Source organism: Micromonospora ureilytica (assembly GCF_015751765.1).
GTDB lineage: Bacteria > Actinomycetota > Actinomycetes > Mycobacteriales > Micromonosporaceae > Micromonospora > Micromonospora ureilytica.
The window spans coordinates 2841270-2856294 of the sequence record NZ_JADOTX010000001.1; the positions used below are offsets into that span (position 1 = coordinate 2841270).

A 15025-nucleotide genomic window follows, 5' to 3' on the forward strand; every position below is an offset into this window, starting at 1 on the left:
CAGGTCAGGACTTCTCGACCCGGCATTGCTTGGTCACCGTCTTCGTCGGGTCGCTCTCCGAGGTCGCGGTGAGCTTCACGAAACCGGTGTCCGCGGCGGCGGCGGTGGCGCCCACCGACACCGTGACCGTGGTGGCCTTGCCGAACTGCGCGGTGGCGAGCTGGTTGGGCAGCCAGGTCCGCCAGCCCTTGCCGGCCACGTCCGCCGACAGGCGGTAGACGTCCGACTTCAGGTACGCGCTGACGTTCTCCGGGTGCTGCTGCCCGCCGGCCGAGTACGAACCGGTGTTGGTCAACTCGAACGAGCAGGTCACCCCGCGGTTGGTCGGCTTGCCGCCGCCGGTCACCTCACCCTTGCCCAGCAGCACGCCGTGACTGCTCGGCCCGCCGGTGCCGTCCAGCGAACGCACCGCCACGGTGTAGGAGAGCGAGCCGGCCGAGTCCCGCTTGAGGTCGATGACGTAGAAGTGCAGCCGGTTGGCCTCGTCGACGTACTCGTACTGGCTGCCGGTGTCGGCGCCGGCGTGGAACAGCGCGTCGGAGAGCTGCCGGTAGTCACCCATGGTGATCTTCTGCGGGGTGCCGTCCGGCCGATAGAAGTCGATCATGTCGATGTCCTGCGGGTTGGCGTCCACCACCCACTGAAACGGCGCGCTGTCGGCGTTCTTCGTCTTGCTCAGCAGCACCCCGCTGTCCGGGGTGAAGGAGTCCGCGCCCATCCGGTCGACGACCTCGACCGTGTAGTTGTTGAAGCTGCCACCGTCGCACAACGGGTCGGTGGTGACACCACACGTCGGCGACAGGTCCTTGTTCAGCGCGATGTTCACGCCGCTCAGACCCTTCGGGCCGGCGTCGACCGCCCGGGCCGTGACCTGCGCGACCACCATTCCCGAGGAGGCCAGCGACTCCCGCGAGAGCCGCAGCACGTGCTCCTCACCGAGCAGACCGATCTTGAGCTTGTCCCGCACGGTGTGCAGCGAGCCCATCGAGCCACCGTTGGTCGGCGGGATCTGCCAGCGGGTGTGCGGACCGCCCGGGCCGTTGAACGACCCGCGCGACATCATGCTCCAGATCCCGGTGTACGCCCTACGCAGCGGCTCGCCGTACGGGTTGTTGTAGTTGTCGCCGATGCCCAGCAGGTGGGTCAGCTCGTGGGCGTAGACGCCCATGCCGGAGCTCTCCCCCTGCGTCGAGGAACCGCCGCCGGCGTTCGGCCACAGTGTCGCCGCCGCCTTCCACGAGGTCCAGTCCACGTAGCGGGTCTTCGCCCAGTTCGGCAGGTTGGGGTCCGGCGGGCCCCAGGCGTCCGGCACGTCCTCCTTGTTCTGGAAGATCATCTGCCCGAACTCCTGCCAGGTCGACGACTCGTCCTGGCCGGCGCTGAGGATGAACACCAACTCGTACTGGTTGGCGACCTCCTCGCCGACGGCCGCCCGCCAGGCGCCCAGGCCGTCGGTGCGGATGTTCTTGCCGCACACGTCCCCGCTCGGGCAGGCACCCGGGTTGAACCCGTTGTCCAGCCCGTACTGGTAGGACTTGGCCGGCATCTGGTACGGCCCGAACCCGGCGAGGTCGACGCCGTAGCGGCCGTTGGAGTCCTGCATCCAGTACTCGTGCAGGGTGTGGCCCTTGTTGAGGGTGTTCGGGGTGTTCAGGAAGTCCTGGTAGAACTTCGGCACGTCCGCGCGAGGAATGTTTGTCGCGACGGACTGCGGGTTGCCGAAGACCGTCGAGCGGGCCCGCTGGGAGACGGCGAACGTCTCGTCCGGATAGTCGAGCGCCACCAGGGCGATCTTGAAGTTGCGGACCGAGCCCGAGACGCTCGGGTCGGCCCAGTTCCTGCCAGGCACGGCCTTGAAGTCGTTCCAGGTCATCGTGTCCGGGTTCTGCCAGACCTGCGGGTCGACGACCTGGAACGGCGCGGCGCCGCCGGCCGGGTTGGCCGGGGCCGCGGCGGCCTGCGCCGCCCCGGTCGCCACGAGCGTGGTCACCACGGCTGCGGCCAGCACGGCCCGCCTCAGCCGGGTTCGATGGGGGGTAACACGGTGCACGGAACCACCTCTCGTCGGAGGAAAACGCGGCGCCGGCGTCCCGGTGGGGGGTAACGAGGAACACCGGTCAGCAGGCCGCGCAGCGAAATCTAGGAGTACGGGCCGGTGCCGGTCACCGTGCAGATGTCGGCAGGTGGGCCGGCGACTTCCGACACCTGAAGGACCGGCGCCCACCGGCGATCAGCCAGGGCCGACCTCGGAAGCCGGTTCGGCCGTTGCCGCGAGGGCCCGCAGCACGTCCCGGCGCACCTGGTCGGCGGTAGGCCCGGACAGGGGTCCGCACGGTGGACGGCACCGCCCGCCGAACCGCCCGGCGCACTCCATGGCGAGCTTGACGGCCTGCACGGCTTCCGGCCGGGAGGCCCAGCCGAAGATCGGGTGCAGCTCGGCGTAGAGCGGCAGCGCCCGGCCCAGATCGCGGGCGACGCACAGCTCGTACAAGCGCACGGCCTGGCGGGGCAGCGCGTTGGGCAGGGTAGCGACCCATCCCGCGGCGCCGCACAGCACAAGTTCGAGCACCACGTCGTCGGCGCCGACCAGCACGTCGACGTGCGGGCAGAGGTCCCGCAGGCGATGCAACCTGCGTACGTCGCCGGTGACCTCCTTGACCGCGACGATCCCGTCGATCTCGGCGACGGTCGCCAGCAGGTCCGGCGTGAGATCCAACCGGGTGTCGTACGGTTCGTTGTGGGCGACCACCGGCAGGCCGACCGCCGCCACCTCCCGGTAGTGGGCGACCACGTCGGCGGCGCGGGCGGCGGGTCCGTCGGGTGGCCGCGCGAGCACGCCGTGGGCGCCGGCCTCGGCGGCCTGCTCCGCCCAGCGGCGGGCCTGCCTGCTGCCGTAGCCGCCGACGCCGGGCACCACCGCGCAGCCGGACGGCGCGGCCTCCACCGTCGCCCTCACCACGGCGGCCCGCTCGTCGTCGGAGAGGGCGCGGTACTCCCCCATCGACACGCACGGTGCGACCCCGTGGCACCCCTCGGCGGCGAGCCAACTGACGTGTTCCTGGAGCTGGTCGAAGTCGACCGACAGGTCGGCGCGGAACGGCGTGGTGATGGCGACCAGCACGCCCCGCCAGGGCCTACCAGCTCCCACTCGACAATCCCCCGCCCGTCATCCCACCCGCACCCGTGCACGCCGACGCTGGCGCGGTCCGTACCGGAACCCTAGGAATGTCTGTCGCCCCCGGTCTTCGGACAGATGCCGGAACCGTCGCGACGCCGCCCGTCTTTATGTCGTGACTTCGACAGTGGACCTTGCGCGATGCCCCACCCGCACCGGAGGGTAAGGACTGGCGGTCGCGCGATCCCTGTCACGCAGCGCAACCAGGGGAGATATATGCACGGTGAGCTCCAGCGAATCGTCGACGCCGTCGCCGCCCGGGTGGGGCGACCCGCCCTCATCGAGGACCGGCGACAGCGGGTGGTCGCCTACAGCGAGCACGACGGTCCGATGGACGACGTCCGCCGGACGTCGATCCTGCGCCGGCAGACGACGCCGGAGGTGATCGCCTGGTTCCGAGGCATGGGTGTGCTCACGGCGCACGCGCCGGTCCGCACCCCCGCGTGCGCCGAGCTGGACCTGCTGGCGAGGGTGTGCGTGCCGATCCGGCACGACGACCTGCTGCTCGGGTTCGTCTGGTTCATCGACGCGGACGGTTCGATGACCGACGCCGACATCGCCACCGCGACCGGCCCCTTCACCGACCTGTCACTGGCCCTGTACCGGGAGAACCTGCTCGGTGAGCTCGCCTCACAGCGGGAGACCGAAGCTACCCGCGCCCTCCTGGTGGAGAGCCGGCAGGCGCGCGAGCACGCGGCGCGGGCGCTGCTGGAGGAGGGCGTCGTGGTCGCCGACGGGTCGACGGTCGCCCTGGTCGCCCAGCTCGTGCCGGCCGCCGGGCGGCAACCCGACGAGGTGGCCCGGATCGCCCTGGAACAAGCCCTGGTCACCACCCGCCGGTGGATCGGAGTACGGGAGACGCTGCACCTCGTCTGGCACGACCACGGGGTGCTGCTGGTCTGCGGCGACCGGATCGCCGGCCGCCCCTCGCCGGAAGCCTCCGCCGGGCACCTCACCGAAGCGCTGGGCACCGCGACCCGGGGGCTGGCCTCGGTGGACCGGACCGTGACCGGGATCGGCCAGCCTCGCGCCGGGCTGTCGAACGCGGTCGAGTCCTACCAGGAGGCCGCGCAGGCCGCCCGGGTCGGTACGCAACTGCCCGCGCTGGGCCGGGTGGTCTCCTGGGCCGGACTCGGCATCTACCGGGTGCTCTCCCAACTGGACAGCCAGCACCTCGACGTCGCGGGCGTCCATCCCGGGCTGGAGCGGCTGCTGCGCGACGACGCCCACCAGGTGCTGCTGGAGACCCTGGAGGCCTACCTCGACCTGGCGGGCAACGCGCACGCCACCGCCGAGAAGCTTCGACTGCACCGGACCACCCTCTACTACCGGCTGCAGCGGGTGGAGCAGCTCGCCGGGACCGACCTCAAGGACGGCAACGAACGGCTGTGCCTGCACCTGGCCATGAAGCTCGGTCGGCTCAACGGCCACTACCGAGCGGCGTGACACCGCTGGCCAGGCAGGCGCCGTGGTCCCTGGCTGCAACGCGCTGCGTTGACCCGGCAGCACCCCGTAGTTAGCGTCAACAAGACCCGTCCACTTGAGAAAGAACACCACCCCGTCAAGGAGGATCAATTGAGACTGCGACAGCGAAGGCCACGCCGCGGGCTGATTCCGCAGGGTAGAGGTGTCGCGGTCCTGGCACTGGGTGCGCTTCTTTCGGTCTCGTTCGCGGTGACGCCCGCGCACGCCGCCGGGGATCAGCTCAACGATGGTCTGGTGCATCGCTTCGCCCTCGACGAGACCAGTGGGACGACATTGGTCAACTCGGGTAGCGCGGGAGCGGCGGCGAACGCCACGCTCGTGAATCCCGAGAAGGCAGCCTTGACCGGCGAAGGGGTCAGGTTCAACCCCGACTCCTACGAGAGCGCCCTCGACGGCGCATACGTGGCGCTGCCGAACGACATTACCGCCGGCATGTCCAACCTCACCGTCGACTATGACGTGTGGGTCGACCCGGCGAACGTCGGCGAGCACCAGATGTGGAGTCTTGGCCGCAAGTCCGGCTCGTGCGACGTCGACACCGGCGCCGAGGGCTCCATCTTCGCGTCGAACACCCAACGGTTCCGCGTCGCTGTGGGTCCGGCGAACCTCCAGCAGAACCGGGTCCGCATGCTTGAGGGAGCGTGGACTCATGTCACCTACACCCAGTCACTGAACCCGAACGGAACGAGCTGGACCGGCAGCCTCTACCTCGACGGCGTGCTGCACGCGACGTCGACGAACCTGACCACGGCGCCGTCGGTGAACGCTGCGGGGACCAACTGCAACTTCCTCGGTCGCTCGCAGACGTCGGGCCACTACTCGTTCCGCGGAACATTGCGGGACTTCCGCGTGTACGACCGGGCAGTGAGTCTCGACGAGACAGTCCTCCTGGCAGAGAAGACTGTCTCCGACGGCGTACGCGCCGACGCCGCGGCCATCGACCTCGGCCTGACCAGTGCGGTCGTACGAGATGTCGTTCTGCCCAAGGTGGGTTCCGTGGCGGGCTCGGCCATCACCTGGAGTAGTTCGGACCCGTCGGTCGTCGAGGTCTACACCCCGCCGGCCCTCGCCAGCGCACGCAAGGTTGCGGTGACCGGCAGGATCACCCGGCCCGCGCAGGGGCAGCCCGACGCGACAGTCATGCTCACGGCGACTGTCCGCAAGGGTGCCGAGGAGGTCACCACCCGGGAGATCCCCGTTGTGGTGAAGGCCGAGTTCGACGATGCGCAGGCGGTCGACCGTGACGCCTTCGACCTGACCCTGGACGCCACCGACGACGTACGCGGAAACCTCGACCTCGCTGCGAAGGGCGAGTTCGGATCCACGATCACCTGGAAATCGACCACCGGCCTCGTCACCCCGACGGGTGAGGTCAGCCGCCCGGCCTTCGGCCATAAGGATGTTGCCGCCACCCTGACGGCGACCATCACCAAGGGTACGGCCTCGCGGAAGAAGTCGTTCCCGGTGACCATCACCGCCATGCCACGTTCCGAGGATCACGAGCGGTACTTCATGGGGTACTTCAAGGGCGAGGGAATTGCCGACGGCGAGCAGATCATGTTCGCCACATCCAACGGAAACACCGCTCTGGACTGGACCGGTCTGACCGGAGGTCGGCCGTCACTCATCTCCCAACTGGGCGACCAGGGGCTTCGGGACCCGCACATCGTCCGCTCACCCGACGGCGACACGTTCTACATGATCGCCACGGACCTGAACTGGTACGACCAGGGTGGATACGCCATCAACGACACCCAACACATCGAGGTGTTCGAGTCGCACGATCTTGTGAACTGGACCCCTCAGCGGCACGTGAAGATCGCGCCCGACAACGCGGGCAACGCCTTCGCACCAGAGTCGCTATGGGTCGAGGAGATCGGCGCCTACGTCGTGTTCTGGGCCCAGTCGCTGTGGAGCGACCCGGTGACCCGCACCGGTCAGGGGAACGCGCAGATGTGGTACGCCACAACGCGGGACTTTCAGACGTTCTCCGCTCCCCAGGTCTGGCAGAACCCGGCCCCGCTGTCGCGGATCGACACGACCGCGATCCGGGTCGGTGACCACTACTACCGGGTGACCAAGAACGAGGCCGGCAACCAGGGCTCGGACATCTTCTCGGAGAAGCACACCGACTTCCTGGACAGCAACATCAACAACTGGACGTTGGTCGCGCCGGCTCTGGGGCGCACGACATGGGTCGCCAACCAGGGGTACGAGGGACCGGTCATCTTCAAGGCCAACCCCGGTGACACCTCCTGCCCCGGCCAGTTCTACCTCTGGGGCGACCGGTACACGAACGGTGGGGGATACCAGGCCGCGTGCCACGAGAACATCGAGGCTCCGACGTGGAACGCCAAGGCGATCACGATGACCAACGCGGGTGTCGTCCGTCCGCGTCACGGCACCGTGATCCCGCTGACCATCCGCGAGTGGAACGACATCCGCGGGAACCCGAACAGCGACGTCACGACCACCACCGAGGTGGCCGTCGAGCCCTACGCGAGCGGGGCCCCGACGACCAGTGCCACCGTGACAGTCACGGCAGCTGACGGGTTCGAGACCGGCGGTCAGGTGCGGTTCAGCATCGGCTCGTGGTCGAAGCTCGTCCACCTGAGCGACGGCAAGGCCACCGTCACGTTGCCGACGGGTCTGCCCGCCGGTGCCCGGACGGTGAAGGCCGAGTACCTCGGCTTCGACTACCTGAAGGCGTCGGAAGGTACGGCGTCGTTCGAGGTGCCCTCGGGCCCGGCCGCCGTCAAGGTCCAGGCGAAGGCCAAGCCGGCGTCGGTTGTGCGCGGGGACACGTTCAGGTTGAACGTGACTGTTGGGCCGGCGGGCAGGCCGAAGCCGCACGCTCCGACCCCGACCGGCGAGGTCACCGTCACCTTCGGCGGCACGGTGCAAGTCGTGCCACTGGCGGCCGGTAAGGCCATCGTCGAACTGCAAACCGCCGATCTGCAGCCCGGGGCCTACCAGGTCCACGTTGCCTACTCCGGCAACCCGACCTACCAGCCCCACGCCGCCACCTACCAGAAGTTGACGGTGCGGAAGCCAGCATAGGCACCCCGAGGCGTGCTGAGACTCGCCACAAGGAGGAGCGGGCGAGATCTAATGATCTCGCCCGCTCGCTACTGCACGGCACGTCATCGGGACGTGCCCGCGAGGTAGACCCCGAGACCAGCCAGCAACAGGCTGATCAGGCTGGCACCGGCGCGTACCGAGTTCCACCACGTCCAGGCGGACGAGTAGGAAGCCCACACCCGGGTCGCCTCCGCAGGATCGGCCGGCACGCCGGTGGCGTCGAGCGTCTCGTTCATCGGCACGTTGACGAGCACCGTAGGGATGAACGCGCCCACCAGGTACACCCCTGCGGCCACCAGGAACAGCACACCCGCCGACCGCCTCCCGAGGATCAACAGGAACACACCGGTCACCGTGGCGGCGACGAGCGGGCCGAAGAACGTGACGAAGAACAGCGGATTCTGAATCCTCTGGTTGATGCTCGTCATGGCCCGGATCGCGGTGCCGGCGTCGGCGGCGTTCAGACCGGGCATCACCGCCACCGAAAAGGCGTAGTAGACGCCGGTGATCGCACCCGTCACCACCAGGGTCACCGCCGCCGACCAGGCAGCCAGGTTGGCGTTCATGCCCAGTCTCCATCAGATGACGTGTCCCATGCACCAGCGGCGGCGGCTTCCCGGGCATAGTCGGTGAAGTCGCGCGGCATGCGGCCCAGCGCCCGTTGCACACCATCGGCGAGCTGCGCATTGCGGCCGTCCAACACCTTGCCGAACAGCTCGGTCAGCACCGCCGCGAGCTCCGCCGGCACGTCGTACCCGGCCAGCACGGCGGCGTACTCCTCGGGCGATACCGATCGGTAGCGGATCTTCCGCCCGAGCGCGTTGCCGATCTCCGAGGTCGCCTCGGCGAAGGTGAGAAGCCGCGGGCCGGTCACCTCGTAGAGCTGCCCCGCGTGCCCATCGTCGGTCAGCGCCGCGACCACGATGTCGGCGATGTCGAGGGCGTCGACGAACGGCTCCGGCACGTTCCCGGCCGGGAGGATGACCTCGCCGCCGCGTATCGATTCGGTCAGGAAGTCCTCGCTGAAGTTCTGACTGAACCAGCTCGCCCGCACTATCGTCCAGGCCACTCCGGAGTCCTGGACCACCCGCTCGCTGAGTTTGGCCTCCTCCTCGCCCCGGCCGGAAAGCAGAACCAAGCGATCGATCCCGCCGGACACCGCCTGTTCGGTGAACGAGCGGATCGTCGCGAGGGCGTCCGGCGCGACCAGGTCCGGGTAGTACACCAGGTAGACCGACGAAACCCCGTCCAGTACGGGTGCCCAGGTGCGCTGGTCGGTCCAGTCGAACGGCGGCTCGCCGGAGCGGGAGCCGACCCGTACCGGCCGGTTGAGTTTGGACAGCCGGTCCACCACCCGGCGGCCGGTCTTGCCGGTGCCGCCCAGTACGAGGATTGGCTGCTCATCAACGGTCTTCGTCATGCCGACCAGTCAAGTCGAGGGCGAGCACACCGGGAATGGGCGAGACTCTCGATCGCATGTCCCGGCGTCTCGACCGCCCACGTCACGGGGCTAACCTGAGCGCATGGATGCGCTCGCGGGGCTGCTGGACGGGCCGAGGGCGCGCGGCGCGTTCCTGATTCGGTCGGTGTTCGACCCGCCCTGGTCGGTACGGATCCAGGATCGCGCGCCCCTCACCCTGGTCACCATGCTGCGCGGTACGGCGTGGGTGGTGCCGGACCGCGGTGCTCCGGTGCCGCTACGCCCCGGCGATGTCGCGATCATCCGCGGCCCGGAGCCGTACACGATCGCCGACGACCCGGCCACGGCCCCGCAGGCAGTGATCCATCCCGGTGAGCACAGCACCACGCCCACCGGGGACGAGTTGTGCGAAGTGATGGACCTGGGTATCCGGACTTGGGGCGAACGCGCTGACGGGAAGGCGGTGCTGCTCAGTGGCACGTACCAGTTGCAGGGCGAGGTCAGCCAACGGCTGCTGAGGGTCCTGCCCCATCTCCTGGTGCTGCCGGCCGGAGCACTGGACAGCCCGCTCATCCCGTTGCTCGGCGACGAGATGACCAAGGACGAGCCGGGGCAGGATGTGGTCCTGGACCGGCTGCTCGACCTACTGCTCATCGCCGTACTTCGGGCCTGGTTCTCCCGGCCGGAGGCGGCGGCGCCCGCCTGGTACCGAGCGCACGGCGATCCGGTGGTCGGCAGGGCGTTGCGACTGCTGCATGACCACCCGGCAAAGCCCTGGACGGTGGCCACCCTGGCGGCCGGCAGCGGTATCTCGCGGGCGGTGCTGGCCCGCCGGTTCACCGAACTGGTCGGCGAGCCTCCGATGGCGTACCTCACCAACTGGCGGCTCGCGCTGGCCGCCGACCTGTTGCGCGAACCGGACGCCACCGTCGGCGCGGTGGCCCGCCAGGTCGGCTACGGCAGCTCATTCGCACTCAGCGCGGCCTTCAAACGGGTACGCGGTCTCAGCCCGGCCGAACACCGGCAGGCCATCAGGTCGCCCGACCTCACTCCACTGGGATGACAGTGCCGAGGCTGGCCGTGGGCATCCGTTCCTCATCGTGGCCTGTCCTCCGGTCGAACTGTTGCTCGTGCCCCGCCTGGCAGTCGGGTCACCGCGCCGGATCGGCCGGGAGCCGATGCCTGCGGATCAGCCGCTGCCCGATGAAGGTTCGCCAGACCCGGTCCGCGACAGTCGGTTCGACGATCCAGAGCCGACGCTGCGCCTCGGCGAGGGTGAGCGGCGCGCTGAAGAGATCCAGGAACAGCCGGCTGCTGCGGTTGAGTGCGAACACCTGACCGTCGACCCGGCGGAACAGGTGCCGGTCCGCCGGCAGGTCGCCGGGGACGCCTTCCTGCTCGTCGGATCGGATTCGCCGGTACGCGTCCCAGACCTGCTCGTCGTCGCGATCCACGAAGGCGCCGTTGGCGAGGAACTCGGTCTGGTCGTCGGTGTCGTGGCGTACCCGGTCGTGGGCGAGGAGGCCGCGTACCGCGGTGCCGTACCGGTCGTGGTAGAAGAACGTGTGCGGGGTGTCGGTGGCGCCCAGCCACGGACGGTGGTAGTGCCCGGGGTTCAGGCCGGCCTTGGCCTGGGCGACCTCGGCCTGCGCGGCCTCGGTGACCGGCTCGTCGTACTTGAGCATCCGGACGATGTCCGATCCCTCCACCGGCCGCACGTTGGTGATGCCGAACCGGTCCGGCTCCTTGGCGACGATGGCGCCCGGCGTCAGCATGAAGTCGCCGAGCCCGCCGAGGGTCCACAGGTCCGGGTTGTCACGCAGGAAATTGACGCTGTCCAGTGCCTCTTCGCGGGTCTCGGTGGGGAAACCAGTGAAGCCCATCATCTGCACACCAATGTTCGCCTTGGTCATCGCCATCATGGTGCGTCGTGCCTGCTCCGGCTTCGTACCCTTGTCGATCAGATCGAGGACGCGCTGGTTACCGGACTCGAAGCCGACTGAGATGGCCACGCAGCCGCTGCGCCTCAGCAAGTCGCAGCGCTCGTCCGACCAGTACTTCTCCAGCCGGATCTCGGCACCCCAGCGGAAGTCCAGACCTCGCTCGACGACCTGCTCGGCGAAGCGCAGGATGGTCGCGGGAGCGAGCACATCGACCGAGAAGTAGATGAACTTGGCGAACTTCGACAGTTCGGTGACGTCCGCGATCATGGTGCTCACCGTGTCCTGCCGCCATGGGCTGGTGGGACCGTCGGTGTTCAGTCCGTAGTCGCAGAACGTGCACTTGTTCCAGTAGCAGCCTCGGGTCGGCGAATAGTAGACGAACCGCTCCGGGCTGAGGTAGAGGTCCCAGGGCAGACCGGAGAAGTCCGGGACCGGCACCTGCGCCAGGCGTTCATAGCGCAGGGGCAGTTGACGCTGGCGGCCGTACTTGGGGTGCAGCCGGACGTTGGGGTGCCCGGCCGGCAGGGTGCCGGTCTGCACCGCGTCCAGGATCTCCGTGTACGCGCTTTCCCCCTCCCCGACCACTATCGCGTCGAAGTCGGCCAGCACCTGGAAGACGTACTCGGGTTTGCTGGCGCACTTCCAGACGTCGGAGATCTCCGTGCCACCTGCGATGAGGAAGACGTCCGGGCAGGCCTGCCGGACGAGTCGGGCGATCCAGAGCGCGAACGGCAGCTGCCACTGGTAGGTGGCGCTGATGCCGATCACCTGGTGCCCGCCAGCGGCCAGCCGCGGGATCAGCACGTCCTCGTAGTACGGCAGGAAGGGTCGGTTGAGCCGGGCGAGCAGCGCCTCGTCCGTCAGCGCGGCCACCGAGCCGATCGATATCATCGGCGGTGGGTGGAGCCGGAAGCCGGCGTGGAACTGCCCGGGGAACCCGACCGTGCCGAGGGCGTCCATCCAGGAGATCACGCCCTCGACGGCGTCCTGGTAGTGCCGGTAGTCGTAGAACAGGGTCGGATCCTGCAGCACCCCGATCGACCGGCGCAGCCGCTCCGGATCGGGGTCGGGCAGGCCGAGCTGGTTCGCCCGGGCCATCAGCGCGTCCGGGCCGCTGAGGTCGTCGATCGAGAGCCGGGACAGCTCGCGCCGAAGCCAGTCGTGCGCCGACGGCGTGTACGAGTGGTGGAACGCCTCGATGTTGGCGTCGATGATCTCCGCCGGCTGGTGCCCCTGTGCCCGGGCGTACGAATCGAGGTAGTTCAGGGAGTGGTATCCCGAGGTGGGATCGGTCAGCGGGGGGTAGATCAGTGCTGCCTTCACCGTGCCGCTCATCGACTCCTCCTCAGCCGACCCGGGCCGCGGAACCGGCCAGGGTGTCCTGCGTGCGCATGCTCACCGCGGGCAGTCGCGGGGCACCGAACGCCTTGACGTACGCGACAAACGGTTCGGCGGCGTACCGGAACGCCGCAAGGTCGACGAAGCCCCGGTCCCACGCCGCCGCTTCCAGCCCGTCGGCGGCACAGCCCCACAGCCTCGCGAAGCACGCATCGACGATCTCGGTGCGGAAGTGCAGCCGAGCACCCGGGCGGCGACGCCCCGTCGTACGCGGGACGAGCGTCTCGTTCAGCGACGCCGCGGTCGCCGCCACCTGCCGTGCCGCGGTGAGTAACACGGGGGTACGCAGCGGCGTCGCGACCATCCACAGAGCCAAGCTGCGGTACGGCGTGGTGCCGAACGCCCGCACCAACACCCGCAGCACCGCCTCGCGGTCGTCGAGACTCCGTTCCCGGTCGGTCAGCCAGTCCCACCCGCTCGGCGGCGCACCGGTCAGCCCTCGCCGGCGGGCCACCTCGTTGGCGCGCTCCTCGACCCTCGGGTCGTCGATGTCGACCTCGGCCAGCCCGGCCAGCACCCCCCTCCGGTGCCAGGCCGCCGACTCGGGATGCAGCAGCATCAGCACCGCGGCGGCCTCCCGGTCACTGGCCCAGTGCCCGCCGACCGACTCTCCGGCGAACCGTGCGCGCCAGCTGTCGAGAAAGCGGGTGTGCAGGTTGTCGAGGGGCTGGTCGCCGGCGTGCGCCGGGCACAGCTCGGGGGCGTTGTCCGCAGCCATTGACAGCAGCAGCCGTGCGTCTGCGCCCTTGGTGTCGCAGGGGTCCCGCCGGTGCCACGTCAGGAACCGGCTCACCACGGCCGCCGCCTCGGGTGGCGCGCTGCGTTCCAACGCCTGGTACGACCGCCGCCGGAAGGGCAGGTCCCGGCCGATGTCCAGCAGCAGCGCAGCCTCGGCGTCGCTGAGCACACCGGCGGCGACGGCGCGGCACAGCGCGACCCGGATGTTCACCAGCGGGACGCTGAAGGCGCGGTGGCCTTCCTCGGCTGGCCCGTGCACGACGGCCACCTCGTCGTCGCCCGTGACGACCCCGTCGCGGTAGAGCTGGAATACCTCGCCCACGCCACGCATTCCGAACGGCCACAGCTCGGCGGCGCGCAGCGCGCCCATGCTGGCAGCACCGGCCACGGTCACGCCACGGTCGAGCAGGTCGAGGATCTCCCGGTGGCGGACCGGCGGGTGTTGCAGGAAGAACCCGTCGATGACGAGGACCCGGTCGCCGGGGGCAACGTCCAGGCGGAGCAGGTCGCCGTGCGCGACGGGCGGCAGCACCACCGCGTCGGGCAGCAGCCGACCGACCTCGTCGGGCGGCAGGCTCGGACCTATGAAGACGACGTCAGTCACGGGGCACTCCCGGTCGGGTACTCAGGGCCCGCTCGTCGAACATCCGCAGGCCGGGGGCGAACACCTTGCTCACCGCAATGCCGATGTCGTCGTGCGTCAGGTCGACGCTGAACGGCTCGACGCCGGTGACCCGCTGCACCCGCGACGCCAGCTCGCGCAGCACCTGGGTCACGTCCCCCACGGGTGGTGCATCCCGGCGGACCGGCCGGACGGGCCGGTCGACGGTGGGAGGCGGCACCGGCGGTGCGCCGACATCGTGGTAGGCGGTGGCGTCGATGTCATCACGGGCTCCGGAGACCATGACCAGCCGCGATTGCGCTGCCTCCGCCATGGCCCGACCGACGGCGATCTCCGGGTCGACGTGGCAGCCGAAGCCGCCGAAGGTGACCGGCAGGTCCTCCGACCAGATCGAGGCGGCGTAGCAGGGTACGTCGACCGCGTTGGTGATGTCGCAGACCTCCACCCAGCAACCGGCCCGCACCAGCGCCTCGTGCACCGTGCGGGTCATCACGTTGGTGGCGGTGCCCGGGTCGGCGTAAATGCGCTCGGTCAACGGTGAGGTGCAGTACGGGGCGATGCAGTCGCGTTCGACGACCTCCAGCAGAGCGTGCAGGCTGGCCTCGGCGAAGGTGTTCCCGGTGGCCAGCCCGTTGCTGCTGGGTGTGAACAGGGCGCGGTCCCAGCCACGCCGGATGGTGAAGTCGAGTTCGATGGTGGCGCGGGGCACCAGGCAATCCGCACCGGTCACCAGCCCGCGGCCAGCCACCCAGTCGAGCTCGACGGCAGGGGTCAGGGGTGACCGTTCCGCGAGGTGCAGCCACCGGACGTCGTACGACAGGTCGAGCGCCTCGGCCGGGGACCGGACGACGGTCCCCGGCCGGAGGTTCTCGGCATGCCAGGACTCGATGCTCTCCATGACCGCGCTGACCCGGGCCTGCGTCGCGGTGGCGCCGGTGCCGACGCTCACCGCCATGGTGGCTCCGACCGGCCGGTAGGCGACGTGCACCGGTAGGCCGATCTCGTCGAGCCGGGTGATGTCGGCGACCCGGGTGATCCGGAACCGGTCGAGCATGCCACCGACCCGCTCCCAGGTCTGCTCCACGGTGGCCGTCCGGTAGGTGCCGGATCGGAACGCAATGGTCTCGGTCGTGTCAGTCATCGAGGCTCCCGGAGGGGGTGGG

General features: G+C 69.5%; 10 protein-coding genes. 3 read left to right on the forward strand and 7 right to left on the reverse strand.

The window, feature by feature from the left end:
• Window positions 1-4 precede the first annotated feature (4 nt).
• Together IW248_RS12680 and IW248_RS12685 are read right to left on the reverse strand one after the other, a co-directional pair.
• Entirely contained in the window at window positions 5-2050 is a 2046-nt protein-coding gene (locus IW248_RS12680; protein ID WP_307787919.1) for a M6 family metalloprotease domain-containing protein, read from the reverse strand.
• Window positions 2051-2230: 180 nt separating this feature from the next.
• The gene (locus IW248_RS12685) at window positions 2231-3148 is read right to left on the reverse strand and encodes a dihydrodipicolinate synthase family protein (RefSeq protein WP_196927154.1); all 918 of its coding nucleotides are present in this window, start codon (window positions 3146-3148) and stop codon (window positions 2231-2233) included.
• Window positions 3149-3391: 243 nt separating this feature from the next.
• On the opposite strand from IW248_RS12685, the gene IW248_RS12690 reads away from it, so the two are divergent.
• Window positions 3392-4621 (forward strand): PucR family transcriptional regulator, encoded by a 1230-nt coding sequence (locus IW248_RS12690; RefSeq protein WP_196927155.1) that lies wholly within the window; start codon window positions 3392-3394, stop codon window positions 4619-4621.
• Between the two features lie 48 nt (window positions 4622-4669).
• On the forward strand, window positions 4670-7720 hold the full coding sequence (locus tag IW248_RS12695) for an immunoglobulin-like domain-containing protein (RefSeq protein WP_196927156.1): 3051 nt from the start codon (window positions 4670-4672) through the stop codon (window positions 7718-7720).
• 83 nt (window positions 7721-7803) lie between these two features.
• Here the strand turns inward: IW248_RS12695 and IW248_RS12700 are convergent, their stop codons facing one another.
• Window positions 7804-8307 (reverse strand): anthrone oxygenase family protein, encoded by a 504-nt coding sequence (locus IW248_RS12700; RefSeq protein ID WP_196927157.1) that lies wholly within the window; start codon window positions 8305-8307, stop codon window positions 7804-7806.
• Window positions 8304-9161, reverse strand: a complete 858-nt coding sequence (locus tag IW248_RS12705) for a Rossmann-fold NAD(P)-binding domain-containing protein (protein WP_196927158.1) — start codon at window positions 9159-9161, stop codon at window positions 8304-8306. The genes IW248_RS12700 and IW248_RS12705 overlap by 4 nt, the downstream gene beginning before the upstream one ends.
• A 103-nt stretch (window positions 9162-9264) precedes the next feature.
• Here IW248_RS12705 and IW248_RS12710 point away from each other — a divergent pair, with 103 nt between their 5' ends.
• Window positions 9265-10224: an AraC family transcriptional regulator gene (locus IW248_RS12710; protein WP_196927159.1), complete on the forward strand. Its 960-nt coding sequence runs from the start codon at window positions 9265-9267 to the stop codon at window positions 10222-10224.
• 88 nt (window positions 10225-10312) lie between these two features.
• On the opposite strand, the gene IW248_RS12715 is transcribed toward IW248_RS12710, so the two are convergent.
• The 3 genes from IW248_RS12715 to IW248_RS12725 are packed head-to-tail and all read right to left on the reverse strand — an operon-like array spanning window position 10313 to window position 15003.
• Complete coding sequence (locus IW248_RS12715; RefSeq protein ID WP_196927160.1) at window positions 10313-12439, reverse strand: B12-binding domain-containing radical SAM protein; 2127 nt, start codon at window positions 12437-12439, stop codon at window positions 10313-10315.
• Between the two features lie 10 nt (window positions 12440-12449).
• The gene (locus IW248_RS12720; RefSeq protein WP_196927161.1) at window positions 12450-13844 is read right to left on the reverse strand and encodes a TfuA-like protein; all 1395 of its coding nucleotides are present in this window, start codon (window positions 13842-13844) and stop codon (window positions 12450-12452) included.
• The gene (locus tag IW248_RS12725; RefSeq protein ID WP_196927162.1) at window positions 13837-15003 is read right to left on the reverse strand and encodes a YcaO-like family protein; all 1167 of its coding nucleotides are present in this window, start codon (window positions 15001-15003) and stop codon (window positions 13837-13839) included. The genes IW248_RS12720 and IW248_RS12725 overlap by 8 nt, the downstream gene beginning before the upstream one ends.
• Between the last annotated feature and the right edge of the window lie 22 nt (window positions 15004-15025).

Coding starts and splice junctions, on each gene's coding strand:
- IW248_RS12690 (WP_196927155.1), top strand. CDS start 3,392: ATGCACGGTGAGCTCCAGCGAATCGTCGACGCCGTCGCCGCCCGGGTG.
- IW248_RS12700 (WP_196927157.1), bottom strand. CDS start 8,307: ATGAACGCCAACCTGGCTGCCTGGTCGGCGGCGGTGACCCTGGTGGTG.
- IW248_RS12705 (WP_196927158.1), bottom strand. CDS start 9,161: ATGACGAAGACCGTTGATGAGCAGCCAATCCTCGTACTGGGCGGCACC.
- IW248_RS12710 (WP_196927159.1), top strand. CDS start 9,265: ATGGATGCGCTCGCGGGGCTGCTGGACGGGCCGAGGGCGCGCGGCGCG.
- IW248_RS12715 (WP_196927160.1), bottom strand. CDS start 12,439: ATGAGCGGCACGGTGAAGGCAGCACTGATCTACCCCCCGCTGACCGAT.
- IW248_RS12725 (WP_196927162.1), bottom strand. CDS start 15,003: ATGACTGACACGACCGAGACCATTGCGTTCCGATCCGGCACCTACCGG.